This is a genomic window from Cupriavidus sp. NPDC089707 (assembly GCF_044748965.1).
Classification (GTDB): domain Bacteria; phylum Pseudomonadota; class Gammaproteobacteria; order Burkholderiales; family Burkholderiaceae; genus Cupriavidus.
In genome coordinates this window covers 280,134-305,900 of the sequence record NZ_JBIVHB010000003.1, presented here as the reverse complement: position 1 = coordinate 305,900, position 25,767 = coordinate 280,134, and the positions used below count along the sequence as shown (strand labels likewise).

21 protein-coding genes are annotated in these 25,767 nt (G+C 64.6%); 20 read left to right on the top strand and 1 reads right to left on the bottom strand.

What is annotated here, in order from left to right:
• The 4 genes from ACIP1U_RS07730 to ntrC all read left to right on the top strand — a co-directional run.
• Positions 1-971: 3-hydroxylaminophenol mutase (locus tag ACIP1U_RS07730; protein ID WP_400313479.1), on the top strand; the 971-nt coding region annotated here is incomplete at its 5' end.
• Between the two features lie 151 nt (positions 972-1,122).
• Positions 1,123-1,680: a DUF4124 domain-containing protein gene (locus tag ACIP1U_RS07725; RefSeq protein WP_400313477.1), complete on the top strand. Its 558-nt coding sequence runs from the start codon at positions 1,123-1,125 to the stop codon at positions 1,678-1,680.
• A gap of 5 nt (positions 1,681-1,685) precedes the next feature.
• Positions 1,686-2,864 carry a nitrogen regulation protein NR(II) gene (gene glnL, locus ACIP1U_RS07720; RefSeq protein ID WP_400313475.1) on the top strand — a complete coding sequence of 393 codons (1,179 nt, stop codon included), beginning with the start codon at positions 1,686-1,688 and terminating at the stop codon, positions 2,862-2,864.
• A 74-nt stretch (positions 2,865-2,938) separates the two neighbouring features.
• A complete protein-coding gene (gene ntrC, locus ACIP1U_RS07715; RefSeq protein WP_400313838.1) occupies positions 2,939-4,486 on the top strand; it encodes a nitrogen regulation protein NR(I) in 1,548 nt (515 codons plus the stop codon).
• A gap of 197 nt (positions 4,487-4,683) precedes the next feature.
• On the opposite strand, the gene ACIP1U_RS07710 is transcribed toward ntrC, so the two are convergent.
• Positions 4,684-5,475, bottom strand: coding sequence for an HAD-IIB family hydrolase (locus ACIP1U_RS07710; RefSeq protein WP_400313472.1), 792 nt, complete (start codon positions 5,473-5,475; stop codon positions 4,684-4,686).
• A 185-nt stretch (positions 5,476-5,660) separates the two neighbouring features.
• On the opposite strand from ACIP1U_RS07710, the gene ugpB reads away from it, so the two are divergent.
• From ugpB to ccoG, 16 genes are all read left to right on the top strand, one after another.
• Positions 5,661-6,977, top strand: coding sequence for a sn-glycerol-3-phosphate ABC transporter substrate-binding protein UgpB (gene ugpB, locus ACIP1U_RS07705; RefSeq protein WP_400313469.1), 1,317 nt, complete (start codon positions 5,661-5,663; stop codon positions 6,975-6,977).
• A gap of 144 nt (positions 6,978-7,121) precedes the next feature.
• Positions 7,122-8,003, top strand: coding sequence for a sn-glycerol-3-phosphate ABC transporter permease UgpA (gene ugpA, locus ACIP1U_RS07700; protein ID WP_400313467.1), 882 nt, complete (start codon positions 7,122-7,124; stop codon positions 8,001-8,003).
• An 11-nt stretch (positions 8,004-8,014) separates the two neighbouring features.
• Positions 8,015-8,863: a sn-glycerol-3-phosphate ABC transporter permease UgpE gene (ugpE, locus tag ACIP1U_RS07695; RefSeq protein WP_400313464.1), complete on the top strand. Its 849-nt coding sequence runs from the start codon at positions 8,015-8,017 to the stop codon at positions 8,861-8,863.
• Positions 8,864-8,902: 39 nt separating this feature from the next.
• Entirely contained in the window at positions 8,903-10,006 is a 1,104-nt protein-coding gene (locus ACIP1U_RS07690; RefSeq protein WP_400313461.1) for a sn-glycerol-3-phosphate import ATP-binding protein UgpC, read from the top strand.
• Position 10,007: 1 nt separating this feature from the next.
• Complete coding sequence (ugpQ, locus tag ACIP1U_RS07685) at positions 10,008-10,763, top strand: glycerophosphodiester phosphodiesterase (RefSeq protein WP_400313458.1); 756 nt, start codon at positions 10,008-10,010, stop codon at positions 10,761-10,763.
• Between the two features lie 322 nt (positions 10,764-11,085).
• Positions 11,086-13,938 (top strand): 2-oxoglutarate dehydrogenase E1 component, encoded by a 2,853-nt coding sequence (locus ACIP1U_RS07680; RefSeq protein ID WP_400313456.1) that lies wholly within the window; start codon positions 11,086-11,088, stop codon positions 13,936-13,938.
• A gap of 85 nt (positions 13,939-14,023) precedes the next feature.
• A complete protein-coding gene (odhB, locus tag ACIP1U_RS07675; protein WP_209753832.1) occupies positions 14,024-15,271 on the top strand; it encodes a 2-oxoglutarate dehydrogenase complex dihydrolipoyllysine-residue succinyltransferase in 1,248 nt (415 codons plus the stop codon).
• Positions 15,272-15,376: 105 nt separating this feature from the next.
• Positions 15,377-16,801 (top strand): dihydrolipoyl dehydrogenase, encoded by a 1,425-nt coding sequence (gene lpdA / locus ACIP1U_RS07670; protein ID WP_400313452.1) that lies wholly within the window; start codon positions 15,377-15,379, stop codon positions 16,799-16,801.
• Positions 16,802-16,890: 89 nt separating this feature from the next.
• The gene (zapE, locus tag ACIP1U_RS07665; RefSeq protein ID WP_400313449.1) at positions 16,891-17,988 is read left to right on the top strand and encodes a cell division protein ZapE; all 1,098 of its coding nucleotides are present in this window, start codon (positions 16,891-16,893) and stop codon (positions 17,986-17,988) included.
• A gap of 115 nt (positions 17,989-18,103) precedes the next feature.
• Complete coding sequence (locus tag ACIP1U_RS07660; protein WP_400313446.1) at positions 18,104-20,659, top strand: heavy metal translocating P-type ATPase; 2,556 nt, start codon at positions 18,104-18,106, stop codon at positions 20,657-20,659.
• A gap of 7 nt (positions 20,660-20,666) precedes the next feature.
• Positions 20,667-20,813, top strand: coding sequence for a cbb3-type cytochrome oxidase assembly protein CcoS (gene ccoS, locus ACIP1U_RS07655; protein WP_400313443.1), 147 nt, complete (start codon positions 20,667-20,669; stop codon positions 20,811-20,813).
• A gap of 165 nt (positions 20,814-20,978) precedes the next feature.
• Complete coding sequence (gene ccoN, locus ACIP1U_RS07650) at positions 20,979-22,427, top strand: cytochrome-c oxidase, cbb3-type subunit I (protein WP_342911987.1); 1,449 nt, start codon at positions 20,979-20,981, stop codon at positions 22,425-22,427.
• An 18-nt stretch (positions 22,428-22,445) separates the two neighbouring features.
• Positions 22,446-23,141, top strand: coding sequence for a cytochrome-c oxidase, cbb3-type subunit II (gene ccoO / locus ACIP1U_RS07645; RefSeq protein WP_400313440.1), 696 nt, complete (start codon positions 22,446-22,448; stop codon positions 23,139-23,141).
• Positions 23,142-23,144: 3 nt separating this feature from the next.
• A complete protein-coding gene (locus ACIP1U_RS07640; RefSeq protein WP_400313437.1) occupies positions 23,145-23,309 on the top strand; it encodes a cbb3-type cytochrome oxidase subunit 3 in 165 nt (54 codons plus the stop codon).
• 2 nt (positions 23,310-23,311) lie between these two features.
• Positions 23,312-24,229 carry a cytochrome-c oxidase, cbb3-type subunit III gene (ccoP, locus tag ACIP1U_RS07635; RefSeq protein WP_400313435.1) on the top strand — a complete coding sequence of 306 codons (918 nt, stop codon included), beginning with the start codon at positions 23,312-23,314 and terminating at the stop codon, positions 24,227-24,229.
• A 49-nt stretch (positions 24,230-24,278) separates the two neighbouring features.
• Positions 24,279-25,751 carry a cytochrome c oxidase accessory protein CcoG gene (gene ccoG, locus ACIP1U_RS07630; RefSeq protein WP_400313433.1) on the top strand — a complete coding sequence of 491 codons (1,473 nt, stop codon included), beginning with the start codon at positions 24,279-24,281 and terminating at the stop codon, positions 25,749-25,751.
• Positions 25,752-25,767: the final 16 nt, after the last annotated feature.

Here is a 25,767-nt window from a genome sequence, read left to right as displayed (position 1 = left end):
GGTTGTTTGTTTACATACAATCCGTATTATCCCCGTTGTCGTCGGGCAAGGAATTCGAGCACGGCAACGCCGGCCACCGTCCGGGCAAGAAGGGCGGCTACTTCCCGGTCGCCCCGATCGACACCTTCCAGGACATGCGTTCGGAAATGTGCCTGATCCTGGAATCGCTGGGCATTCCCGTTGAAGTCCACCACCACGAAGTGGCTGGCCAGGGCCAGAACGAAATCGGCACCCGCTTCAGCACGCTGGTGCAGCGCGCCGACTGGACCCAGCTGCAGAAGTACGTGATCCAGAACGTCGCGCACACCTACGGCAAGACCGCCACCTTCATGCCGAAGCCGGTCGTTGGCGACAACGGCTCGGGCATGCACGTGCACCAGTCGGTCTGGAAGGACGGCCAGAACCTGTTCGCTGGCAACGGCTACGCCGGCCTGTCGGAATTCGCGCTGTACTACATCGGCGGCATTATCAAGCACGCCCGCGCGCTGAACGCCATCACCAATCCGGGCACGAACTCGTACAAGCGCCTGGTGCCGGGCTTCGAAGCGCCGGTCAAGCTGGCCTACTCGGCCCGCAACCGTTCGGCTTCGATCCGTATCCCGTATGTGGCCAACCCGAAGGGCCGCCGCATCGAGACCCGCTTCCCGGATCCGCTGATGAACCCGTACCTGGGCTTCTCGGCGCTGCTGATGGCCGGCCTGGACGGCGTGATGAACAAGATCCACCCGGGCGAAGCCGCCGACAAGAACCTGTACGACCTGCCGCCGGAAGAGGATGCAAAGATCCCGACCGTCTGCTCGAGCCTCGACCAGTCGCTGGAGTACCTGGACAACGACCGCGAGTTCCTGACCCGCGGCGGCGTGTTCTCGAACTCGATGATCGATGCGTACATCGAGCTGAAGATGGAAGAAGTCACGCGTTTCCGCATGACCACCCACCCGGTCGAGTTCGAAATGTACTACTCGCTGTAAGCGGCCCTTGCCCGGGAATGACGCAGGTTGTGACCGGGCAACAGTTGCACCAGAAAGGGGCGGCTTAGGCTGTCCCTTTTTGCTTTGCTCGCTAGAATGGGGAATCCGATCCCATCCCGATCCATCCCTGTTCACACCTAACGCCATGTCCATGGACGCTTCTTCGCGCAAGGCCAGCCGGGCCGCGTCGCTGCACCAATTTCGTGTTCGATTCCCTGTTCTGGTGGGTGCCGTGGCATTGACGCTGGGTAGCTGGGCCGGGCTGTCGCAGGCGCAGTCGTCTTCCGACGTCTACGTTTGCACCGGCCCCAACGGCGTACCCGAATATCGCAACGGCAACGCCGGCAAGGGGTGCAAGAAGCTGAACCTGCCCGATGTGGTGACCGTGCCTGGCGGGCGCATCGCACCGGCGCCGGCCAAGGGCGGTGCGGCAGCGGCCAGCAACGCCAGCTTCCCGCGCGTGGACAGTGCCACGCAGCGCAGCCGCGACGGCGAGCGCCGGACCGTGCTCACGCAGGAGCTGCAGGCCGAAGAAGTCAAGCTGCAGGCGCTGCGCGCCGAATACAACAACGGCCAGCCCGAGCGCCAGGGCAACGAGCGCAATTATCAGAAATACCTGGATCGCACCGCGGCACTGCGCGACGACATTGCGCGCAGCGAAGCCAACGCGGCATCGCTGCGGCGCGAGCTTGGCAACCTGAAGGACTAAGTCTTATGCGTCGCCTGATTCGCGGTGTGTCACGCAAGGTCGGAGGTGCCGACAGTGCCCGTGGCGAGTCTCCCGCACCGGACCTCGCGCAATCGGGCGCCAGCGCCCAGGTGTTGTCCATGGGCGTGGTGGCCTTCCATGCTGGTCTGGACGTGGTCGCCAATCCGGTGCTGCTGGTGCGGCAGCCCGGCCTGCGCGTGGTTTACGCCAATCCTGCCGCCGAGGCAACCTTCGGTGTGTCGCGCCGGGGCATGGTCGAGCTCTCGCTGCCGGACCTGTTCGGGCGCTCGGACGAACTGCACAACATGCTCGACACCGTGGTCGCGCGCCAGTTCGACGTGCGCCGCCAGGACCTGGTGCTGCACCCGCCGCTACAGGAACCCATCCATGCCCACGTAGTGATCGCCGCGCTGGAAGCGGCCGGCGACACTGTGGTGGTGGAGATTCTGCCCAACGAACAGAAGGTGCGCAGCGATCGCGAGGAGCGCATCCTCGATCTGACCTCGGCGAACAAGGAACTGATCCGCAACCTGGCGCATGAGATCAAGAATCCGCTCGGCGGCATCCGCGGCGCCGCGCAACTGCTGGAGTTCGAACTGCCGGAGCGCTCGCTGCGCGAATACACTCAGGTCATCATCAAGGAGTCGGACCGTCTGCAGACGCTGGTGGACCGGCTGCTGGAGCCGCACCGCCATCCGCATATCGTGTCGAGCTTGAATATCCACGAGGTGCTGGAGCGGGTGCGCTCGGTGGTGCTGGCCGAGTTTCCCAACGGGCTGGAAATCGTGCGCGACTATGACGCCAGCCTGCCCGAGTTGCAGGGCGACATGGAGCAGCTGATTCAGGCGATGCTCAACATCGTGCACAACGCCGCGCAGGCGCTGGCCGGTCACATTGCGCGCGGCGATGCGCAGATCGTGCTGCGCACGCGCGTGGCGCGCCAGGTCACCATCGCCAAGCGGTTGTTCAAGCTGGCATTGGACTTGCATGTGATCGACAACGGCCCGGGAATCCCCGAAGACATTCGCGAGCGCATCTTCTATCCGCTGGTATCGGGTAGGGATGGCGGCAGCGGTCTCGGTCTCACACTCGCTCAAACCTTCGTGCAGCAGCACGAGGGCTTGATCGAATGCGAGAGCCGGCCGGGCTGTACCGACTTCCGCATCCTGCTGCCGTTGCACTAGCTGTCCGCGAGCGATCGCGCCGCAGTGCCGGGCATGTGGAAGACCAAATGACACCGAGCAGACAAGCGACGCACATGAAGCCGATCTGGATAGTCGACGACGATCAATCAATCCGCTGGGTCCTGGAAAAGGCCCTTGCCCGTGAAAGCCTGCTCTCGCGCAGCTTCACCAATGTGCGGGACGTGCTGGCCGCGCTGGAAGAAGACCAGCCGCAGGTGCTGATTTCCGATATCCGCATGCCCGGCGGTTCCGGGCTGGACCTGCTGCAGGCCATCAAGGCACGGCATCCGGGTTTGCCGGTCATTGTGATGACCGCGTACTCTGACCTGGACAGCGCCGTGGCGGCGTTCCAGGGCGGCGCCTTCGAGTACCTGGCCAAGCCGTTCGATGTCGACAAGGCGGTCGAGCTGATCCGCCGTGCGCTGGAAGAAAGCCTGCGCGAAGAGGAGATGGACGACCGGCTGGTCGACGCACCCGAGATTCTCGGCCAGGCGCCGGCGATGCAGGACGTGTTCCGCGCCATCGGCCGGCTGTCGCAATCGAACGTCACGGTGATGATCACCGGCGAGTCGGGCACCGGCAAGGAACTGGTTGCGCGCGCGCTGCACAAGCACAGCCCACGTGCCAATGGCCCGTTCATCGCGCTCAATACCGCAGCCATTCCCAAGGACCTGCTCGAATCCGAACTGTTCGGCCACGAGCGCGGGGCCTTCACCGGCGCGCAGACCATGCGGCGCGGCCGCTTCGAGCAGGCCGAGGGCGGCACGTTGTTCCTCGATGAAATCGGGGACATGCCGTTCGACCTGCAGACCCGCCTGCTGCGCGTGCTGTCCGACGGCAACTTCTATCGCGTCGGCGGCCACAACCCATTGCGCGCCAATGTGCGAGTCATCGCCGCCACGCACCAGAACCTGGAGCTGCGCGTCAAGGAGGGCCTGTTCCGCGAGGACTTGTTCCACCGCCTGAACGTGATCCGGCTGCGCTTGCCCCCGCTGCGCGAGCGGCCCGAGGACATCACGCTGCTGGCCCGCCATTTCCTGCAGAAGAGCGCCAAGGAACTGGGCGTCGAGCCCAAACGCATGTCGGACGAGGCGCTGTCTTATGTCAGCACGCTGCCGTTCCCCGGCAATGTGCGCCAGCTCGAGAACCTGTGCAACTGGCTGACGGTGATGGCACCGGCCCAGACCATCGAGGTCAAGGACCTGCCGCGCGAGATGCTGGAGGCTGGCACCAGCGAGCCAATCAATGCGCCGCGGCCCGAGCGCATGGCCGAGGCGCGTGCCACTGAGTACGAAACCGGTCATGAACTGGCCGACTACGGCGGCTTTGCCATGCCGGTGGCGGAGGCGGACACCGCTACCGTGGTGCGGCCGGCGCCGGCTGTCAGCGCCGCGCCGGCCGGCACCGCCGCCGGCTGGGAACACCTGCTGGCCGGCGAAGCGCGCGCCATGCTCGAGGCCGGGCAGCCGGAGGTCATGGATGTGCTGACACGCCGGTTCGAGAAGGCGGTGCTGGAAGCCGCGCTCGGTGTCACGCGCGGGCGCCGGGTCGAGGCTGCGACCCGGCTGGGTATCGGGCGAAACACCATTACGCGCAAGCTGCAGGAATTGGGATTCGACTGAGCGCGATAACTCCCGGACGTTTCATTTTCCTGCTTGTGTGCTCTCTCTCCCGCTTGCGGGAGAGGGTTGGGGAGAGGGCCAGTGCATCAACGAAGTCGCGGCGCGGTAGCATGCCGCCGCCGACCCTCACCGCCGGCCCCTCTTCCGCAAGCGGGAGAGGGGAGCAAACAAGCATTCTTCGCAGTGCTGAGCCGGCCTCACCCCCGCGCTTCCACCGCCCGCCGTGCCATCTCCGCAAATCCCTCACCTCCCGCCGCAGCCGTAATATAAGCCGGTGGCACCGGCAGCTGCGGCAGGATATCCCGTACATTGGCCACCCCCACCGAGAGTGGAAAATGCGCGAACATGCTGGCATCGTTGGCCGAATCGCCGATAAACAGCCATTCGTCCCGGCACGCATCCAGGTCTTCCCCCAGCAGCTCTGCCACGCACAGCTTGCTCATCGACAGCTTGTCATGCTGTCCGAACCAGCCGTTGACATGGATGGAACTGACGGTGGCGGTCATGCCGGCCCCGCGCATCAACGTGGCAATGCGGTCCACCGCTTCCTGCGGCAGGGGCGGCACGTCTTCGGCATGGTCAATCGCCAGGTCGGCGGCGTGCCAAGCCTGGTCTGACGCCAGCGCGCAGCCCGGCACCTCAAGCAGGATGCGCTGGCCAAGCGCATGGATGCGCTCGAGGTTGCGCGCCCGGGTGGACGCATCGTCCAGGAAGCGGGTATGCAGCCGGCCATCGCGCAGGTGCGAATAGAAGGCACCGTTCTCGCCGATGATCGCGTCCACCGGCCACAGGCGGGTCAGGATCTCGGCCCACGCAATGCATCGGCCCGTCACCGGGATGACGTGCAGGCCGGCCTGGCGCAGTCCGTCGAGCGCCAGATAAGTGGAGGCGGGCAGCCGACCGTCGGTGGTCAGCGTGCCGTCGATATCGGTCAGCACGCCGCGCACGCGCTGCAGCACGGAATTAGAGAGCTTGTTCAGGGATTGCATGGCGGGCCATTGTAACCGTCGTCCTGCTGTCTTCGTCCGTTATTGCACTGCAAAACGGCAGGATCCGTGAAGTTGCTGATTTGCTTGCCCGGGTGCGACCGGCGTAACATGCCGCTGTCACAAAAGAATCACATGCTGTCGGGTTTCCGACCGCCCAAAACAAGTGAGACCAAGGAGAGCCACCCATGTCCGTATCCCGTACCGCGCTCAAACTCGTCGCGCTGGCCGCCCTGACCGGGGCCGGCAGCGCGCATGCCGCCGTTGAGATCCAGTGGTGGCACGCCATGCAGGGCGCGCTGAACGACAAGGTGAACGAGATCGCCAACAAGTTCAACGCGAGCCAGGCCGAATACAAGATCGTGCCGGTCAACAAGGGCAACTACGACGAAACCATGGCGGCCGGCATCGCCGCCTTCCGTGCCGGCGGCGCGCCGGCCATCCTGCAGGTATTCGAAGTCGGCACCGCCACCATGATGAGCGCCAAAGGCGCGATCAAGCCAGTGTCGACGGTGATGAAGGACGCCGGCGAGAAATTCGACCAGAAGGCCTACATCCCGGCCGTGGCAGGCTACTACACGTCGTCCAAGGGCGAGATGCTGTCATTCCCATTCAACAGCTCGACCACGGTCTTCTATTACAACAAGGATGCCTTCAAGAAGGCTGGCCTGGACCCGGAGAAGGCGCCCAAGACCTGGCCGGAGGTGATGCAGTACTCGGCCAAGCTGAAGGCATCGGGCACCAACTGCGCGTACACCACCGACTGGCAGGGCTGGGTTCATCTGGAAAGCTTCTCGGCCTGGCATAACACGCTGTACGCCACCAAGAACAACGGCTTTGGCGGCACCGACACGCGCCTGGTCTTCAACAGCCCGCTGCACGTCAAGCACATCACCAACCTGCAGGACATGGTGAAGAAGGGCTACTTCAGCTATGGCGGCCGCAAGGCAGAATCGCAGGCCAAGTTCTACAACGGCGAGTGCGCGATGTTCACCGGCTCGTCGGCCTCGCTGGCCAATATCCGCAAGAACGCCAAATTCGCGTTCGCGGTGGCCCAGTTGCCGTACTACCCGGAAGTACAGGGCGCGCCGCAGAACACCATCATCGGCGGCGCCTCGCTGTGGGTGATGGGCGGCAAGAAGCCGGACGAGTACAAGGGCGTGGCCAAGTTCTTCAACTTCCTGTCGCGTCCGGAGATCCAGTCCGACTGGCACCAGGCCACCGGCTACCTGCCTGTGACGATGGCAGCCTACGAGATGACCAGGAAGTCTGGCTACTACGACAAGAACCCGGGTGCCGATGTGTCGGTGCAGCAGATGGTGGTCAAGACCACCGACAAGTCGCGCGGCGTGCGCCTGGGCAACATGGTGCAGATCCGTACCGTGGTTGACGAGGAGCTGGAAGCCGTCTGGGCTGGCAAGAAGGAGCCCAAGGCAGCGCTGGACTCGGCCGTGGCCCGTGGCAACGATCTGCTGGAGCGCTTCCAGAAGACCGCGCGCGAATAAGCGCGCCCCGATAGCAAGCTGATGGAAAAGGGCGGGCGGCGGCGAAACCTCCGCCCGCTTGCATTGTGGCTGGCCACATCGGGTCAGCCGTAACGCCGTACCTTGAACGATGCCGCGACCCGCGGCACTCGCCGGAATCCGTTTATGGAAAAACGCGTCGTTTTCCGCTCTCCGTGGCTGCCATATCTGCTGGTATTGCCGCAGATCGCGATCACGCTGATCTTTTTCTTCCTGCCCGCCGGGCAGGCGCTGTACCAGTCGATGCTGCAGCAGGATGCCTTCGGCATCCATCTGGAGTTCGTCGGCCTCGACAACTTCCGCATGCTGTGGAACGACCCGCTGTATGTGGAGTCGTTCCAGACCACCGCGATCTTCGCCATTGGCGTCACCGTGGTGGGTCTGACCACTGCGCTGGCGCTGGCCTATTTTGCCGACCGTGTGATCCGCGCCGCAGTCGGCTACAAGACCTTGCTGATCTGGCCGTACGCGGTCGCGCCGGCGGTGGCGGGCGTACTGTGGATGTTCATGTTCAACCCGACCCTGGGCGTGGTTTCGTACGCGTTGCGCAAGATGGGCGTGGAATGGAACTTCCTCCTCAACGGCAACCAGGCCCTGCTGCTGGTGGTGCTGGCCGCGGCATGGAAGCAGATCAGCTACAACTTCCTGTTCTTCCTGGCCGGGCTGCAGAGCATCCCGCGCTCGCTGATCGAAGCCGCGGCCATCGACGGTGCCGGACCTTGGCGTCGCTTCTGGTCGATCATCTTCCCGCTGCTGTCGCCGACCACCTTCTTCCTGATGGTGATCAACGTGGTCTACGCGTTCTTCGACACCTTCGCGATCATCGATGCGGTCACCCACGGCGGCCCGTTCAACTCGACCAATACGCTGGTGTACAAGGTCTTCCATGACGGCTTCCGCGGCATGGATATCGGTGGCTCGGCCGCGCAGTCGGTGGTGCTGATGGTGATCGTGATCGCGCTGACCGTGGTGCAGTTCCGCTACGTCGAGCGCAAGGTCCAGTACTGAAGGAGGCAATCATGGTAGAACGTCGTCCTTTCCTGGACTTTCTGACCCACGCTGTGCTGATCCTCGGCATGGTGGTGGTGGTGTTCCCGGTGTATCTGACCTTCGTGGCGTCCACACTGACCGCCGAAGAAGTGCTGGACGCGCCGATGACGCTGATCCCCGGCAGCCACCTGATCGAGAACTATCGCACCGTGCTGTTCCAGGGCGTGGGCGAGGCCGCGTCGCCGGTCTCGACCATGATGAAGAACAGCCTGATCATGGCGCTGGGCATCGCGCTGGGCAAGATCGCGATCTCGATTATCTCGGCCTTTGCCATCGTCTATTTCAAGTTCCCGCTGCGCAAGACCTTCTTCTGGCTGATCTTCATCACGCTGATGCTTCCGGTTGAGGTGCGGATCCTGCCGACCTACAAGGTCGTGTCGGATCTTGGGCTGCTCGACAGCTATTTCGGGCTGACCATTCCGATCATTGCGTCGGCGACCGCGACCTTCCTGTTCCGCCAGTTCTTCCTGACCATTCCCGATGAACTGGCAGAAGCCGCGCGCATCGACGGCGCCGGGCCACTGCGCTTTTTCTGGGACGTGGTGCTGCCGCTGTCGCGCACCAGCATCGCCGCGCTGTTTGTGATCCAGTTTATCTATGGCTGGAACCAGTACCTGTGGCCGCTGCTGATCACCACGCAGAAGTCGATGACGCCGGTGGTGGTGGGCGTGACGCAGATGATCTCGCGCTCGGGCGATGCCGCCACCGACTGGAACCTGGTGATGGCCACGGTGATGCTGGCGATGATCCCGCCGGCGGTGGTGGTGGTGCTGATGCAGAAGTGGTTCGTCAAGGGCCTGGTCGAAACCGAAAAATAACGCGTGCACGCGACCCGCGCGCACAGCAGGACAACAGCAATGGCAAAACTGTCGCTTCGCAACGTTCAGAAAACCTACGCCGGCGGTACCCAGGTGGTGCACGGTATCGACATGGGAATCGCCGACGGCGAATTCATCGTCATCGTCGGCCCTTCGGGCTGCGGCAAGTCAACGCTGCTGCGCATGGTGGCGGGGCTGGAAACCATCACCGGCGGCGAGATCCATATCGGCGACAAGGTCGTCAACAACCTGGAGCCGGCCGAGCGGGACATCGCCATGGTGTTCCAGAACTACGCGCTCTACCCGCACATGAGCGTGTACGACAACATGGCCTACGGCCTGAAGATCCGCGGCATGGCCAAGGCCGAGATCCAGCAGCGCGTGGAGCATGCCGCCGGCATCCTGGAGCTGTCGCCGCTGCTGGAACGCAAGCCGCGCCAGCTGTCGGGCGGGCAGCGCCAGCGCGTGGCCATGGGCCGTGCGATCGTGCGCGAGCCGGCGGTGTTCCTGTTCGACGAGCCGCTGTCCAACCTCGACGCCAAGCTGCGCGTACAGATGCGGCTGGAACTGAAGGAGTTGCATCGCCGCCTCGGGACCACCAGCCTGTACGTGACCCACGACCAGGTCGAGGCGATGACGCTGGCCGATCGCATGATGGTGCTCAACGCGGGCCGCGTGGAGCAGATCGGCACACCGCTGGAAGTTTATTCAAAACCGGCCAGCACCTTCGTGGCAGGCTTTATCGGTTCGCCGCCGATGAACCTGATCCCTGTGGTTCGCAACGGCGCAGGCAATGGTGACGCGCAGATGCGGGTGGTGGCGAAGGAGGGCGCCGAGAGCGCCACCGCTACGCTCGGCCACCTGCCGATGGGGCTGCACCTGCCTGAACAGGCTTTGCTTGGGCTGCGGCCGGAACATATCGAGCCGTGCGCCGCGCACGAGGCCATCGCCGAAGTCGATGTGCGCGTGGTGGAGGCGCTTGGCGCCGACTCGTTCGCGTACGGCTCGCTCGGCGGCCAGCCGGTGGTGGTGCGGCTGGAGAGCCATGCCCGGGTGCGCGCAGGCGACCGCCTGCCTGTGACTTCGTCGCCCGACCACCTGCATTTCTTCGCGCCGGATACCGGCAAGCGCATCGAGGCCTGACATGGCAACCATCGCAGACGCCCAGGCCTGGCCGTACCCGCACCATATTGCGCACCGTGGCGCGGGCAAGCTGGCACCCGAGAACACGCTGGCCGCATTCCGGCACGGCGCCGGTTTCGGGTACAGGATGTTCGAATTCGACGTCAAGTTGTCTGCCGACGGCAAGCCGGTGCTGATGCACGACGCGACGCTAGACCGCACCACCAGCGGCAAGGGCAGGGTCGATGCAATGACGCTGGGCGAGCTGGCGCTGCTCGATGCCGGCAGCTGGCACAGCCCGGCCTGGGCCGGCGAGCCGCTGCCGACGCTGGCCGCCATCGCCCGCTATACGCGGGCCAACGACTTCCTGGTCAATATCGAGATCAAGCCAGTGCCCGGCACCGAAGGCCGTACCGGCGCCGCGGTGGCGCTCGACGCCACGGCGCTGTGGGCCGGTGCCGCGGTGCCGCCGCTGCTGTCTTCATTTTCGGAGGAGGCGCTGGCCGCGGCCGCGAGCGTGGCGCCGGACCTGCCGCGTGCGCTGCTGCTCGACAAGTTGCCGGGCGACTGGCTTGAGCGGTTGCGCCGGCTCGGCTGCGTGGCACTCGATACGAACTACCGCGAGCTGGACGAGGGCATCATTGCGGCCGCGCACGCGGCCGGCTACCGCGTCCTCAGCTATACCGTGAACGACCCGGCAAAGGCGGCGCAACTGCTGGGTTGGGGGCTGGACGGGCTGATTACCGATGCCGTCGACAAGATAGAGCCGCGCTTCTGATTGTTGTGTCGCTGTTGCTAAAACGCCGATCACGATGCGAATTGTCGTGCGAAAGAGTTTCGCATCGCGAAAAGTCCACATTGCTTAAAAGCAAACGTGCTATGCTTACCGCCGTGAAGACTTAAGGTCCTTCCCCGCACAACTTGCCCTTTCGGGCCTTGTGAGGAAGCCAGCACATCCGGCACCCCAGTGGTGCCGTTTGCGTAAGCTCCTCAGTTGGGCTCCCAAGAGTTGTTTGCAATCCGCTAACCGGTCAAGCCGTGTCGCGGAAGGTTGAATAACCCGCTGAACTCCGGCATACCCGGAGAATAGTGAGCGTCCCATGATGCAGCAGTACCAGAGCAATTCGTACCTCTTCGGCGGTAACGCCCCGTATGTCGAAGAACTGTACGAAGCCTACCTCCAGAATCCCGCCTCGGTTCCCGACAACTGGCGTTCGTATTTCGACGCCATGCAGAACGTTCCCGCCGTCGACGGCTCGAACGGCCGGGATGTCGCCCACGCTCCCATCGTTGCCTCGTTCGCCGAGCGCGCCAAGCAAGGCCCCATCAAGACCATCGTTGCCTCGGCCGATTCCGACATGGGCCGCAAGCGCGTCGCTGCCACCCAGCTGATCGCCGCCTACCGCAACATCGGTTCGCACTGGGCCGACCTGGACCCGCTCAAGCGCCAGGAGCGTCCGCCCCTGCCGGATCTGGATCCCGCGTTCTATGGTTTTTCCGAAGCTGACCTCGACATCGTCTTCAATGCCAGCAATACGTACTTTGGCAAGGAGTCGATGAGCCTGCGCGAGCTGCTGAACAACCTGCGCGAAACCTACTGCGGCACCATCGGCGCCGAATTCATGTACGTGAGCGACCAGGCGCAAAAGCGCTGGTGGCAGGAACGCCTGGAAACCACGCGTTCCAAGCCGGTCTTCACGCTGGAGAAGAAGAAGCACATCCTCGATCGCCTGACCGCGGCCGAAGGCCTGGAGCGCTTCCTCCACACCAAATACGTCGGCCAGAAGCGTTTCTCGCTGGAAGGCGGCGAAAGCTTCATCGCCGCGATGGACGAACTGATCCAGCACGCCGGCTCCAAGGGTGTGCAGGAAATCGTGATCGGCATGGCCCACCGCGGCCGCCTGAACGTGCTGGTCAATACCCTGGGCAAGATGCCCGCCGACCTGTTCGCCGAATTCGAAGGCAAGCACGTCGACGACCTGCCGGCCGGTGACGTCAAGTACCACAAGGGCTTCTCGAGCGACGTCTCGACCGACGGCGGCCCGGTGCACCTGTCGTTGGCGTTCAACCCGTCGCACCTGGAAATCGTCAACCCGGTGGTCGAAGGCTCGGCCAAGGCCCGCCAGGAACGCCGCGGCGAAGTCGGCCATAAGGAAGTGCTGCCGGTGCAGGTGCACGGTGACGCCGCCTTTGCCGGCCAGGGCGTGGTCATGGAGACGCTGAACCTCGCGCAGACCCGCGGCTACGGCACGGGTGGCACGATGCACATCGTCATCAACAACCAGATCGGCTTCACCACCTCCGACCCGCGCGACGCCCGCTCGACGCTGTACTGCACGGACGTGGTCAAGATGATCGAGGCCCCGGTGCTGCACGTGAACGGCGACGATCCCGAAGCCGTGGTGTACGCCATGCAGCTGGCCGTTGACTTCCGCATGGAATTCAACAAGGACGTCGTGGTCGACATCATCTGCTTCCGCAAGCTGGGCCACAACGAGCAGGACACCCCCGCGGTCACGCAGCCGCTGATGTACAAGAAGATCAGCCAGCATGCCGGCACGCGCAAGCTGTACGCCGACAAGCTGGCTGCGCAGAACCTGGTTGCTGCCAGCTTCGGCGACGAGAAGGTCAAGGAATACCGCGCCGCGATGGACGCCGGCAAGCACACCGCCGACCCTGTCCTGTCGAACTTCAAGAACAAGTTCGCCGTGGACTGGATGCCGTTCCTGAACCGCAAGTGGACCGACGCCGCCGACACCGCCGTGCCGGTGACCGAACTGAAGCGCCTGGCCGAACGCATCACTACCACGCCTGAGACACTGAAGCTGCACCCGCTGGTGGAGAAGGTCGTCAAGGACCGCGCCAACATGGGCCGTGGCGACCAGCCGCTGGACTGGGGCATGGGTGAGCACCTGGCCTTCGCCTCGCTGGTGTCCTCGGGCTACCCGGTGCGCATTACCGGCCAGGACGCCGGCCGCGGCACCTTCACCCACCGCCATTCCGTGCTGCACGACCAGGCGCGCGAGCGCTGGGATGCCGGCTCGTATGTGCCGCTGCAGAACGTGTCGGAAAACCAGGCGCCGTTCACCGTGATCGACTCGGTGCTGTCCGAAGAAGCCGTGCTCGGTTTCGAATACGGCTACTCCGCAGCCGAGCCGAACGCGCTGGTGATCTGGGAAGCCCAGTTCGGCGACTTCGTCAACGGTGCCCAGGTGGTGATCGACCAGTTCATCTCGTCGGGTGAAGTGAAGTGGGGCCGCGCCTCGGGCCTGACCCTGATGCTGCCGCACGGCTACGAAGGCCAGGGTCCGGAACACAGCTCGGCGCGTATCGAGCGTTTCCTGCAGCTCTGCGCGGACCACAACATGCAGGTCTGCCAGCCGACCACGCCGGCCCAGATCTTCCACCTGCTGCGCCGCCAGATGATCCGCCTGTTCCGCAAGCCGCTGGTGATCATGACGCCGAAATCGCTGCTGCGTAACAAGGACGCCGTGTCGCCGCTGTCGGATCTGGCCAAGGGCCACTTCGAGACGGTCATCGCCGACCAGGAAGAACTGAACGCCAGCAAGGTCAAGCGCGTCATCATGTGCTCGGGCAAGGTCTACTACGACCTGGTCAACACGCGCAAGGAACGCGAGGCCAACGACACCGCGATCATCCGCCTGGAACAGCTCTACCCGTTCCCGCACAAGGCCATCGCAGCGGAGCTGAAGAAGTATCCGAACGCCACCGAGATCGTGTGGTGCCAGGACGAGCCGCAGAACCAGGGCGCCTGGTTCTTCGTGCAGCACTACATCATGGAAAACATGACGGATGGCCAGAAGCTCGGTTATGCCGGTCGTCCCGCCTCGGCTTCGCCGGCGGTGGGCTACTACGCAAAGCACAACGAGCAACAGAAGGCGCTGCTGGAGGCTGCCTTCGCCAAGCTCAAGGGCTTTGTTCTGACCAAGTAATCAGTGGCAGCCACGGCGACGCGCGCAGGTGCGCCGTGGCTTGCCAATATAAAGACAACACGCATAACACGAGGAATTCACAACCATGGCTATTGTTGACGTCAAGGTTCCGCAGCTGTCCGAATCGGTCGCCGAAGCGACCATGCTCAACTGGAAGAAGAAGCCCGGCGAAGCCGTTGCCCAGGACGAAATCCTGATCGAGATCGAAACCGACAAGGTCGTGCTGGAAGTGCCGGCCCCGTCGGCAGGCGTCCTGTCGATTATCGTCAAGAACGACGGCGATACCGTCGTGGCCGATGAGATCATCGCCAAGATCGACACCGAAGCCACCGCTGGCGCCGCTGCCCCCGCAGCAGCTGCCCCGGCTCCGGCTGCTGCCGCTCCGGCACCGGCCGCTGCCGCCGCTCCGGCCGCCGCCGGCGCCGTGGCGATGCCGTCGGCTGCCAAGCTGATGGCTGAAGCCGGCCTGTCGGCTGGCCAGGTTGCCGGCACCGGCAAGGACGGCCGCATCACCAAGGGCGACGCGATTGCCGCGGCCGCCGCTCCGGCCGCCAAGGCCGCCCCGGCTCCGGCCGCGGCCAAGCCGGCGCTGCAGCAGGTTTCCACTCCGGTCGACTTCGCCGCGCTGGGCGACCGTCCGGAAGAGCGCGTGCCGATGAGCCGCCTGCGTGCCCGTATCGCCGAGCGCCTGCTGCAGTCGCAAGCCACCAACGCCATCCTCACCACCTTCAATGAAGTCAACATGAAGCCGGTGATGGATCTGCGCAACAAGTACAAGGACCGCTTCGAGAAGGAACACGGCGTGAAGCTGGGCTTCATGTCGTTCTTCGTCAAGGCCGCGGTGCACGCGCTGAAGAAGTTCCCGCTGATCAACGCCTCGATCGACGGCAACGACATCGTCTACCACGGTTACTTCGACATCGGTATCGCCGTGGGCTCGCCGCGTGGCCTGGTGGTGCCGATCCTGCGCAACGCCGACCAGATGAGCCTGGCCGACATCGAGAAGAAGATCGCTGAATTCGGCGTGAAGGCCCGTGACGGCAAGCTGTCGCTGGAAGAGCTGAGCGGCGGTACCTTCTCGATCTCCAACGGTGGCGTGTTCGGTTCGATGCTGTCGACCCCCATCATCAACCCGCCGCAATCGGCCATCCTGGGCGTGCATGCCACCAAGGATCGCCCGGTGGTTGAAGACGGCCAGATCGTGATCCGCCCGATGAACTACCTGGCGATGTCCTACGACCACCGCATCATCGACGGCCGCGAAGCCGTGCTGGGCCTGGTCGCCATGAAGGACGCGCTGGAAGATCCGGCCCGCCTGCTGCTGGACCTGTAATCGACGGTCCCTGCGCGCGCGTTGGTTCATGCCGACGCGCGCGGTGCGCATCTCCAGTGTTGATCGCGCACCGGCACACGCTGCCGGTGCCACAAAGGAATTCCCATGAGCAAACAATTCGACGTGCTGGTGATCGGCGCCGGCCCCGGCGGCTATATCGCCGCGATCCGCGCCGGCCAGCTCGGCCTGAACGTGGCCTGCTGCGAAGGCAATGCCTACGACGATCCCAAGAACGAACCGCGCCTGGGCGGCACCTGCCTGAACGTGGGTTGCATCCCGTCCAAGGCACTGCTGGCTTCCTCGGAAGAGTTCGAGAACGCCCAGCACCACCTGGCCGACCACGGCATCACCGTGGGCGACGTCAAGGTCGACGTGTCCAAGATGCTCAAGCGCAAGGACGATATCGTCGGCAAGATGACCAAGGGCATCGAGTTCCTGTTCCGCAAGAACAAGGTGACGCTGCTCAAGGGCTACGGCAAGTTCGTCGGCAAGACCGCCGAAGGCTTCCAGGTCGAGATTGCCGGTGAGGTCGTGACCGCCAAGCAGGTCATCATCGCCACCGGTTCGAAGGCTCGCCACCTGCCGGGCGTCGCCGTCGACAACGACCTGGTCAGCGATAACGAAGGCGCGCTCAAGTTCCCCGCCGTGCCGAAGACGCTGGGCGTGATCGGCGCCGGCGTGATCGGCCTGGAGTTGGGCTCGGTGTGGCGCCGCCTGGGTGCCGACGTGACCGTGCTGGAAGCGCTGCCCGCGTTCCTTGGCGCCGCCGACGAAGGCGTGGCCAAAGAAGCCCAGAAGCAGCTGACCAAACAGGGCCTGAAGTTCAGCCTCGGCGTGAACGTGAACGAAGTGACGACCGGCAAGAACGGCGTCACCGTCAAGTACACCGACAAGGACGGCGCTGCCCAGACCCTGGAAGTCGATCGCCTGATCGTGTCAGTCGGCCGCGTGCCCAACACCGACAACCTGGGCCTGGATGCTGTCGGCCTGGCCGCCGACCAGCGCGGCTTCATCGAGGTGGACGACCACTGCGCCACCAAGGTGCCGGGCCTGTGGGCCATCGGCGACGTGGTGCGCGGCCCGATGCTGGCGCACAAGGCCGAGGACGAAGGCGTGGCCGTGGCCGAGCGCATCGCCGGCCAGAAGCCGCATATCGACTACAACTGCGTTCCGTGGGTGATCTACACCTTCCCGGAAATCGCATGGGTCGGCAAGACCGAAGCCCAGCTCAAGGCCGAAGGCCGCGAGTTCAAGGCTGGCCAGTTCCCGTTCATGGCCAACGGCCGTGCGCTGGGCATGGGCCATCCGGACGGCTTCGTCAAGATGCTGGCCGATGCCAAGACCGACGAAATCCTGGGCGTGCATATCGTTGCCGCCAACGCGTCGGACCTGATCGCCGAAGCCGTGGTGGCGATGGAGTTCAAGGCCGCCAGCGAAGATATCGGCCGCGTCTGCCACCCGCACCCGTCGATGTCGGAAGTCATGCGCGAAGCCGCGCTGGCTGTCGACAAGCGTCAGCTCAATATGTAAGGCGCATGCTTCGCATAGCCTGAGTACCGGCGCGCCGCATCAGCGGCGCGCCGTTTTCACTTGCGGCGTGTGCCGCGTGAGCCCCCAGCATGAACGTCACTGAGTACTACGAAAAGGAACTGAAGGAGCGCGGTTACACGTCCGACGAGGCGCAATTGCGTGCTGTGGCGCGGCTGCAGCAGTGCTACGACGAATGGGTGGCCTACAAGGGCCGCCGCAACAACGCGCTGAAGAAGCTGCTGGTCCGTCCCGATGTGCCCAAGGGCGTCTACATGTGGGGTGGGGTGGGGCGCGGCAAGTCCTTCCTGATGGACAGCTTCTATACCTGCGTGCCGGTGGTGCGCAAGACGCGGCTGCACTTCCATGAATTCATGCGCGAGGTCCATCGCCAGCTGGAAGAGCTGCGCGGCCGCCCCGATCCGCTGGACGAGCTCGCCAGGCGCATTGCGCGTCGTTTCCGCCTAATCTGCTTCGACGAGTTCCATGTCAGCGACGTCGCCGACGCGATGATCCTGCATCGCCTGCTGCAGCAGTTATTCGACAATGGTGTGCAGTTCGTGATGACTTCGAATTACCGGCCCGACCTGCTTTACACGGACGGCCTGCACCGCGACCGTGTGCTGCCCGCCATCGCGCTGATCCAGCAGAAGATGGACGTACTCAACGTCGATGCTGGCATCGACTACCGCAAGCGCGCGCTGGAACAGGTGCAGGCTTACCACACGCCGCTCGACGCCAAGGCGAACTCTGCGCTGCGCGATGCCTTCACGTCAATTGCCGGCGTGGCTGACGAGTCGCCGCTGCTGCATATCGAGCACCGCGAACTGCGCTCGCTGCGCAAGGCCAATGGCGTGGTGTGGTTCGACTTCGCCACCCTGTGCGGCGGGCCGCGCTCGCAGAACGATTACCTGGAGCTGGCTTCGCAGTTCCATACCGTGATCCTGTCCGACGTACCGCGCATGACGCCGCGCATGTCGTCGGAAGCACGGCGCTTTACCTGGCTGATCGACGTCTTTTACGACCACAAGGTCAAGCTGCTGATGTCGGCAGAAGTGCCGGCGGACGAACTCTACACAGAGGGACAGATGGCCAACGAGTTCCACCGGACCGTGTCGCGCATCATCGAGATGCAGTCGCGCGAGTACCTGGAATCCGAGCGCCGCACCATGGACACGTCGCTCACCTGAGGGTTGGCGAGTGTTGTATTTTGGCCCGGCGCGACGATAGCCGGGCCGCATTGACTTATATCAAGGTCGATGCCGGGACCGCCCTATACCCTGCAGGGGGTAGAAAAAGGTCCCCATGTCGTCCCCAGCCACCATCCCTTCCGCCAGCGTGCTGGCCTTGCATGCAGCGTCCGCGGCGCCTGCCGCCAACGCCGGCGCGGCCACTGCGGGGGCGCAACTCGCATGCTTCCATTGCGGCCTGCCGGTCACGCAGGCCGAGCCACTGGCAGCCGAACTGGACGGCGCACGCCGGGTCTTCTGCTGCGGCGGCTGCCAGGCACTGGCGCAGACCCTCCACGCGGCCGGATTTGCCCATCTTTATGGTGACGAGGCCCGCTTTGCCCGCCCGATCGACGACGCGGCGCGGCGCGAAGCCGAACCGATCTGGGCCGCCTACGACACTCCCGAATTGCGCACCCAGTTCGTGCGTCCGCTCGACAACGGCCGGGCCGAGATCACGCTGGCGCCGGAGAACATCCGCTGCGCCGCCTGCGCCTGGCTGATCGAGCAGCACCTGACGCGCCAGCCCGGCGTGGAGTCCGCAGTGGCCAATGTCGCCACCCGCCGCGTGGTGGTGCGCTGGCGCGAAGGCACGCAGTCCGTGGCCGGATTGCTGGCCGCGCTCGCCGGCATCGGCTACATGGCGTGGCCGTTCGAGCTATCGCGCACCGACCAGCAGGACCGCCGCGCGCGCCGCAGCCTGCTGATGCGCATGGCTGTGGCCATGCTCGGCATGATGCAGGTGATGATGTACGCATGGCCGATCTACACCCACGAGGCCACCATCGACCCCGGCCAGCTGCAGCTGATGCGCTGGGCCAGCTTTGCGCTGACGTTGCCGGTGGTCTTCTATTCCGCATCGCCGATCTTTGCTGGCGCCTGGCGCAGCATGCGTCAGCGGCATATGGGCATGGACGTGCCGGTTGCCATCGGCGTCGGCGCGGGATTTATCGCCAGCGCGCTGGCCACCGTGCGCGGCATCGGCGAGGTCTATTTCGATTCGGTGACGATGTTCGTCGCCTTCCTGCTGCTGGCCCGCTACCTCGAGCTGCGCGTGCGCCAGGCATCGCGAAGCGGCGCCGAGATGCTTGCGCGCCAGCTGCCCGCCACCTGCGAGCAGCTTGCCGGAATAGGGGCCACAGGCGAACGCATCCCGGTGGCACGTTTGCGCCAGGGCGACCTGATCCGCGTGAAGGCGGGCGAGATCGTACCCGCCGACGGCACCGTCGTCGCCGGCGCCAGCGAACTGGACGAGTCCATGCTGACCGGCGAAAGCCGGCCGGTGCGCCGCAGTGCCGGTGACACCGTGCTGGCGGGCTGCTTCAACACCGCCAGCCCGCTGGAGCTGCGTGTGTCGCGCGTGGGCGCCGGCACACGGCTGGCCGAGATCGTGGCGGTGCTCGACCGCGCGCTGGCGGAAAAGCCCCGCCTGGCCACGCTGGCCGACCGTGTCGCGGGCTGGTTCGTGGCGACGCTGCTGGTGCTTGCGGCGCTGACCGGGCTGGTTTGGGGGCTGTGGATCGATCCATCTCGCGCGCTGCTCGTGACGATCGCGGTGCTGGTGGTCAGCTGCCCGTGCGCGCTGTCGCTGGCCACGCCGGCCGCGCTGGCAGCCGCGGGCGCCGCGTTGTCGCGGCGCGGCGTGCTGCTGACGCGCGGCCATGCGCTGGAGACGCTGGCGCGCGTGACCGACGTGGTGCTGGACAAGACCGGCACGCTGACCGAAGGACGCTTTGCCGTGGCCGCAGTGCAGCCGCTGGCCGATCTTGGCGAGGCGCAATGCCTTGCACTGGCCGCGGCGATGGAACGCGGCGGCGAGCACCCCATCGCACGCGCACTGCTCGCGGCATCGCCTGATGGAGGCGGCCATGCCGGGGCGGTCACCGGCATCCGCAACGTGCCCGGACAGGGCCTTGAAGCCACGGTCGACGGGCGGCGCCTGCGGCTCGGCCGGCTGGATTTCGCGCGTGGCCTCGTTACCGGCGGCTCTTCCGTGCAAGTGCCGGCGGCTGCTGACCCGACCCATCCGGGTGCCACGGTCGTGTGGCTGGCTGCACAGGGCGGCATGCTCGCTAGCTTCGTGCTGGCCGATGTCGAGCGCGCGCAGACGTCCGCGCTGCTGGCGCGGCTCGATGCGCTGGGCGTGAGCTGCCACCTCGTCTCCGGCGACAACGCCGCGGCCGTGCACTGGTGGGCAAAGCGCTTCGGGATTGGCCATTTCGCCGGTGAAGTGACGCCCGAGGGCAAGCGCGATTACGTCGCGCGGCTGCAGCAGGGCGGGGCGGTGGTGCTGGCCGTGGGCGACGGCATCAACGACGCCCCGGTGCTGGCGCAGGCGCAGGTATCGATCGCGATCGGCAGCGGCGCGCCGCTGGCGCAAGCCGGCGCCGACGCCGTGCTCACGCACGGCGGCATCGACGAGATCGCAACCGCACTGGCGGTGTCGCGCAAGACGCGGCGCGTGGTGCGGCAGAACCTGGGCTGGTCTTTCCTCTACAACGTGGTGGCGATCCCGCTGGCGGCGACCGGGCTGGTGACGGCATGGATGGCCGGTATCGGCATGTCGCTGTCGTCGCTGCTGGTTGTGGCCAACGCCTGGCGTCTGCTGCGCGCCGGCCGCAAGGCAGTCTAGGAGCCGCATGGAAACGCTTTTCTTGCTCGTGCCGATGAGCCTGGTGCTGGTCGTCGTGATCGCCGCCGCATTGTGGTGGGCATTGCATGCGGGCCAGTACGACGACCTCGACCGGCCCGCGGAGTCGATCCTGCTGGACAACGACAAGCCGTGATGCGCGCATGTCTTGGCATGCCATCGGCCTCGGACCGGGGCCGCGCCGCGAGGTTCATTGCCGGTCCTGAGCGACTTGATAAAGATCAACGCACCGATGGCGGGGTTTTTCTAAAGTCACAACGTCAGTAGGTTTTTTCTCTTCTCTAAGCTTTTGGGGGTCTGAATGGATGTCACTGCCGCGTCTTCACGCGTCGACACCTTCAATTACGGCGTCGTAAGACAGTTCGCTGTCATGACGGTAGTCTGGGGGATCGTCGGCATGGCCGTCGGCGTGCTGCTGGCAGCACAGCTGATCTGGCCGGAACTCAACTTCAACACGCCCTGGCTGTCGTTCGGCCGCCTGCGGCCGCTGCATACCAATGCGGTGATCTTTGCCTTCGGTGGCAGCGCGCTTTTCGCGACTTCGTACTACGTGGTCCAGCGCACCTGCCAGGCCCGCCTTTTCTGCGGCCCGCTCGCGGCGTTCACGTTCTGGGGCTGGCAACTGGTCATCGTTGCCGCCGCCATCACGCTACCGCTGGGCATCACCTCCTCGAAGGAATACGCCGAGCTGGAATGGCCGATCGACTTGCTGATCACCGCGGTCTGGGTGGCCTACGCGATCGTGTTCTTCGGCACCATCGTCAAGCGCAAGACGCGGCATATCTACGTCGCCAACTGGTTCTTCGGCGCCTACATCCTGACCATCGCGTTGCTGCACATCGTCAACAACATCGAGATGCCGGTGTCGCTGTGGAAGTCCTACTCGGCCTATGCCGGCGTGCAGGACGCGATGATCCAGTGGTGGTATGGCCATAACGCGGTGGGCTTCTTCCTGACCACCAGCTTCCTGGGGATGATGTACTACTTCATACCCAAGCAGGCTGAGCGCCCGATCTTTTCCTACCGCCTGTCCATCGTCCACTTCTGGGCGTTGAACTTCACTTACATGTGGGCCGGCCCGCATCACCTGCAGTACACGGCGCTGCCGGACTGGGCGCAGTCGCTGGGCATGGTGTTCTCGCTGATCCTGCTCGCGCCTTCGTGGGGCGGCATGATCAACGGCGTCATGACGCTGTCGGGGGCATGGCACAAGCTGCGCACCGACCCGATCCTGAAGTTCCTGGTGGTGGCGCTGTCGTTCTACGGCATGTCCACGTTCGAAGGCTCGATGATGTCGATCAAGACCGTCAACGCGCTGTCGCACTACACGGACTGGACCATCGGCCACGTACATTCCGGCGCGCTGGGCTGGGTCGCAATGATCTCGATCGGTTCGCTGTACTACCTGATCCCGCGGCTGTTCGGCGAGAAACAGATGTACAGCGTGCGCCTGATCGAATGGCATTTCTGGATCGCAACCATCGGCGTGGTGCTGTATATCGCCTCGATGTGGATCGCCGGCGTGATGGAAGGCCTGATGTGGCGCGCCACGCAACCTGATGGCACGCTGACCTATGCCTTCGTCGAAGCGGTCAAGGCCAAGTACCCGTTCTACCTGATCCGTTTGCTGGGTGGCATCTGCTTCCTGTCCGGCATGCTGCTGATGGCCTACAACATTGCCAAGACCATCGTCGGCAAGCGTGCCGTGGATGCACCGATCCCGGCCAGCATCCCCGCCTCCGCACACTGATCATTCCAGGATAGAAAGATGTCGGAAAAACAAAGATTCTTTTCCCACGAAACGCTGGAGAAGAACATCGGCTGGCTGATCATCTGCACGATCCTCGTGGTCAGCATCGCGGGTCTGGTGCAGATTGTGCCGCTGTTCTTCCAGCACTCCACGACCAAGCCGGATCCGGGTATCACGCCGTATTCGCCGCTGCGGCTGATGGGCCGGGATGTCTATATCCGCGAGGGCTGCGTCGGTTGCCACTCGCAGCAGGTGCGTACGCTGCAGGCCGAGACCGAGCGTTACGGCCACTTCTCGACCGCGGGCGAGTCAGTCTACGACCACCCGTTCCTGTGGGGCTCGAAGCGTACCGGTCCTGACCTGGCACGCGTCGGCGGCCGCTACTCGGATGACTGGCAGCGCATCCACCTGCGTAATCCGCGCGACGTGGTGCCCGAGTCGGTGATGCCTTCCTATCCGTGGTTGGAGAAAGCTGCGCTGCCGACCAACGAAATCCAGGCCCGCATGCGGGCGCTGGTGAAGCTGGGCGTGCCGTACACCGAGGCCGACATCGCCAAGGCGCCGGACGAGCTCAAGGGCAAGACTGAGGAAGACGCGCTTGTGGCTTACCTGCAGGGACTGGGCACCAACCGCCGCAATGTCCGCGTGGATACCGCTGCAGCGACTATGCCGGCCGCGCCCGCGGCGGAAGCGGCTGCACCGGCGAAGGAGTAGGCCATGGCCATGATCACCGCCATTGCGACCGTCGTGTCGATGGTCGTCTTCCTTGGCATCTGCTGGTGGGCCTGGTCCGCCGGCAGGAAGGCCGCCAACCGGGAATCCGCCATGCTGCCGTTCGCGCTGCCTGACGAAACCACGACAACATCGAGCCGGAACACCTAGCCATGAGCGATTTCTTTTCCGATTTCTGGAGTTACTACATTGCCGCGATCGCGCTCGTCGGCATCGTCTGGTGCGTATGGCTGCTGTTCTCGCAACGCAAGATTACCAAGACCGCCAGCGCGAGCGACGACACCGGCCACGTCTGGGACGGCGACCTGCGCGAACTGAACAATCCGCTGCCGCGCTGGTGGATGTGGATGTTCCTGCTGGCCTGCATCTTCGGCCTGGTCTACCTGGTGTTGTATCCGGGCCTGGGCAAGTACGAAGGCGTGCTGAAGTTCTCGACGCAGGGTGAACTGGCGGCGCATCGTGCCGCGCAGGAGCAGATGCAGAACGAGATCTATGCCAAGTACCTGAAGATGGATGTCAAGCAGGTGGCGGGGGATCCGCAGGCGCGCGAAATTGGCCAGCGGCTGTTCCTGAACTACTGCGCGCAATGCCATGGTTCGGACGCGCGCGGCAGCCGCGGCTTCCCCAACCTGACCGACGGCGACTGGCTGTATGGCGGCGAACCCGAAACCATCCAGCAGACCATCGCCAAGGGCCGCAATGGCGTGATGCCGCCGTTCGCATCCACCATCGACGGCAAGCTGGCTGGCGACGTGGCGCAGTATGTCCGCTCGCTGTCGGGGCTGTCTTCGGACCCTATCCGCGCCTCACGTGGCGAGAGCACCTTCAAGTCGACCTGCGCGGCTTGCCACGGCGCCGGCGGCAAGGGCAACCAGGCATTGGGCGCGCCGAACCTCTCCGACAACGTGTGGCTGTACGGCAGTTCGGAAGGCAGCATCGTCGACGCCATTCTGAAGGGGCATAACAACCATATGCCGGCACATGAAGAGATCCTGACGCCAGAGCGGATCCGTATGCTGACGGCCTATGTCTGGGGTCTGTCCAATACCGGCGGGGGCGCCGGCCAATGACAGGCGACTCATCTGAGCGGGCGCGGGCCGCCCGCAGGAGAAACCATCCATGAACGCACCCGGGACCGAAGAAGTGGCCCGGGCGGCCGACCGTCAGCGGTCGGCCGCTGCGCCTGCAGAGACCTCGGATGAAACACTGTATGAGGTCCGCCGCAAGATCTATCCGCGTTCGGTCACGGGCGCTTTCTCCAGCTGGCGCGTCTGGCTGGTTCTCTTCACCCAGCTGATCTACTACGGCACGCCCTGGCTCCAGTGGAACGGACGCCAGGCCGTGCTGTTTGACCTTGGCGAGCGCAAGTTCTACATCTTCGGGCTGGTACTGTGGCCGCAGGATGTCATCTACCTCGCCGTGCTGCTGGTCATCTCGGCGCTGGCGCTGTTCCTGTTTACTGCGATTGCCGGACGGCTGTTCTGCGGTTATGCCTGCCCGCAAACGGTCTACACCGAAATCTTCATGTGGATCGAGCGGCGGATCGAAGGCGACCGGATCGCGCGCATCCGCCTGGACGGCGATCCCTGGAGCCTGCGCAAGCTGCGCATCAAGGCCACGAAGCATTTCCTGTGGGTGCTGATCGCGCTGTGGACAGGCTTCACCTTTATCGGCTACTTCGCGCCGATCCGTGAACTGGGCGGCGAGCTGGCGAGCCTGTCGCTGGGCCCGTGGCAGACGTTCTGGATGCTGTTCTATGCATTTGCCACCTGGGGCAACGCGGGCTTCATGCGCGAGCAGGTGTGCAAATACATGTGCCCGTATGCGCGTTTCCAGAGCGTGATGGTCGACCGCGACACCTACGTCGTGACCTACGACATCGGCCGGGGCGAGCCGCGCGGCAGCCGTTCGCGCAAGACCGACCATCACCAGGCGGGCCTGGGCGACTGCGTCAACTGCAGCATCTGCGTGCAGGTGTGCCCAACCGGCATCGATATCCGCGATGGCCTGCAGTATGAATGCATCGGCTGCGGCGCGTGCATCGACGCTTGCAACCAGGTCATGGACAAGATGTCCTATCCGCGCGGCCTGATCCGGTACACCTCGGAAAATGCAATGCGCAAGGCGCTGTCGGCGACGGCGTCGCGCAAGCGCTTGCTGCGCCCGCGTGTCATCATCTATTCCGTGATCTGGGTCGCGCTGCTTGCTGGCTTCGTGGCTTCAATCGCGCTGCGCACTCCGCTGAAGGTGGACATCATCCGCGACCGTGGCGCGCTGGGTCGAGAGGTCGAAGGCCGCTGGATCGAGAACGTCTATCGCCTGCAGTTGATCAACACGACAGAAGGGCCGATGCACATCAGCGTGCGAGCCGACAGCGACGAACTGAAGAACCTGACGGTCGAGTACGACAAGCAAGCCGAGTCGCTGGCACCAACGTCGAACCGGCTGTTGCCGATCCGCATACGCTTGCCGATCGAGGACGCGGCGCAGGGCACGCACAAGATCAGCGTGACGGTGACCAGCGAGGCAACGGAGCGGGGCAGCGCCGAGATCCGGCAAAGCACCAGTTTTATCGTGCCGCGCGACCTGTGACGCCAGGCGCTCGGTG

Excerpts from the sequence above, each read along its gene's own strand:
- ACIP1U_RS07725 (WP_400313477.1), top strand. The coding sequence starts at position 1,123 with ATGGACGCTTCTTCGCGCAAGGCCAGCCGGGCCGCGTCGCTGCACCAA.
- glnL (WP_400313475.1), top strand. The coding sequence starts at position 1,686 with ATGCGTCGCCTGATTCGCGGTGTGTCACGCAAGGTCGGAGGTGCCGAC.
- ntrC (WP_400313838.1), top strand. The coding sequence starts at position 2,939 with ATGAAGCCGATCTGGATAGTCGACGACGATCAATCAATCCGCTGGGTC.
- ACIP1U_RS07710 (WP_400313472.1), bottom strand. The coding sequence starts at position 5,475 with ATGCAATCCCTGAACAAGCTCTCTAATTCCGTGCTGCAGCGCGTGCGC.
- ugpB (WP_400313469.1), top strand. The coding sequence starts at position 5,661 with ATGTCCGTATCCCGTACCGCGCTCAAACTCGTCGCGCTGGCCGCCCTG.
- ugpA (WP_400313467.1), top strand. The coding sequence starts at position 7,122 with ATGGAAAAACGCGTCGTTTTCCGCTCTCCGTGGCTGCCATATCTGCTG.
- ugpE (WP_400313464.1), top strand. The coding sequence starts at position 8,015 with ATGGTAGAACGTCGTCCTTTCCTGGACTTTCTGACCCACGCTGTGCTG.
- ACIP1U_RS07690 (WP_400313461.1), top strand. The coding sequence starts at position 8,903 with ATGGCAAAACTGTCGCTTCGCAACGTTCAGAAAACCTACGCCGGCGGT.
- ugpQ (WP_400313458.1), top strand. The coding sequence starts at position 10,008 with ATGGCAACCATCGCAGACGCCCAGGCCTGGCCGTACCCGCACCATATT.
- ACIP1U_RS07680 (WP_400313456.1), top strand. The coding sequence starts at position 11,086 with ATGATGCAGCAGTACCAGAGCAATTCGTACCTCTTCGGCGGTAACGCC.
- odhB (WP_209753832.1), top strand. The coding sequence starts at position 14,024 with ATGGCTATTGTTGACGTCAAGGTTCCGCAGCTGTCCGAATCGGTCGCC.
- lpdA (WP_400313452.1), top strand. The coding sequence starts at position 15,377 with ATGAGCAAACAATTCGACGTGCTGGTGATCGGCGCCGGCCCCGGCGGC.
- zapE (WP_400313449.1), top strand. The coding sequence starts at position 16,891 with ATGAACGTCACTGAGTACTACGAAAAGGAACTGAAGGAGCGCGGTTAC.
- ACIP1U_RS07660 (WP_400313446.1), top strand. The coding sequence starts at position 18,104 with ATGTCGTCCCCAGCCACCATCCCTTCCGCCAGCGTGCTGGCCTTGCAT.
- ccoS (WP_400313443.1), top strand. The coding sequence starts at position 20,667 with ATGGAAACGCTTTTCTTGCTCGTGCCGATGAGCCTGGTGCTGGTCGTC.
- ccoN (WP_342911987.1), top strand. The coding sequence starts at position 20,979 with ATGGATGTCACTGCCGCGTCTTCACGCGTCGACACCTTCAATTACGGC.
- ccoO (WP_400313440.1), top strand. The coding sequence starts at position 22,446 with ATGTCGGAAAAACAAAGATTCTTTTCCCACGAAACGCTGGAGAAGAAC.
- ACIP1U_RS07640 (WP_400313437.1), top strand. The coding sequence starts at position 23,145 with ATGGCCATGATCACCGCCATTGCGACCGTCGTGTCGATGGTCGTCTTC.
- ccoP (WP_400313435.1), top strand. The coding sequence starts at position 23,312 with ATGAGCGATTTCTTTTCCGATTTCTGGAGTTACTACATTGCCGCGATC.
- ccoG (WP_400313433.1), top strand. The coding sequence starts at position 24,279 with ATGAACGCACCCGGGACCGAAGAAGTGGCCCGGGCGGCCGACCGTCAG.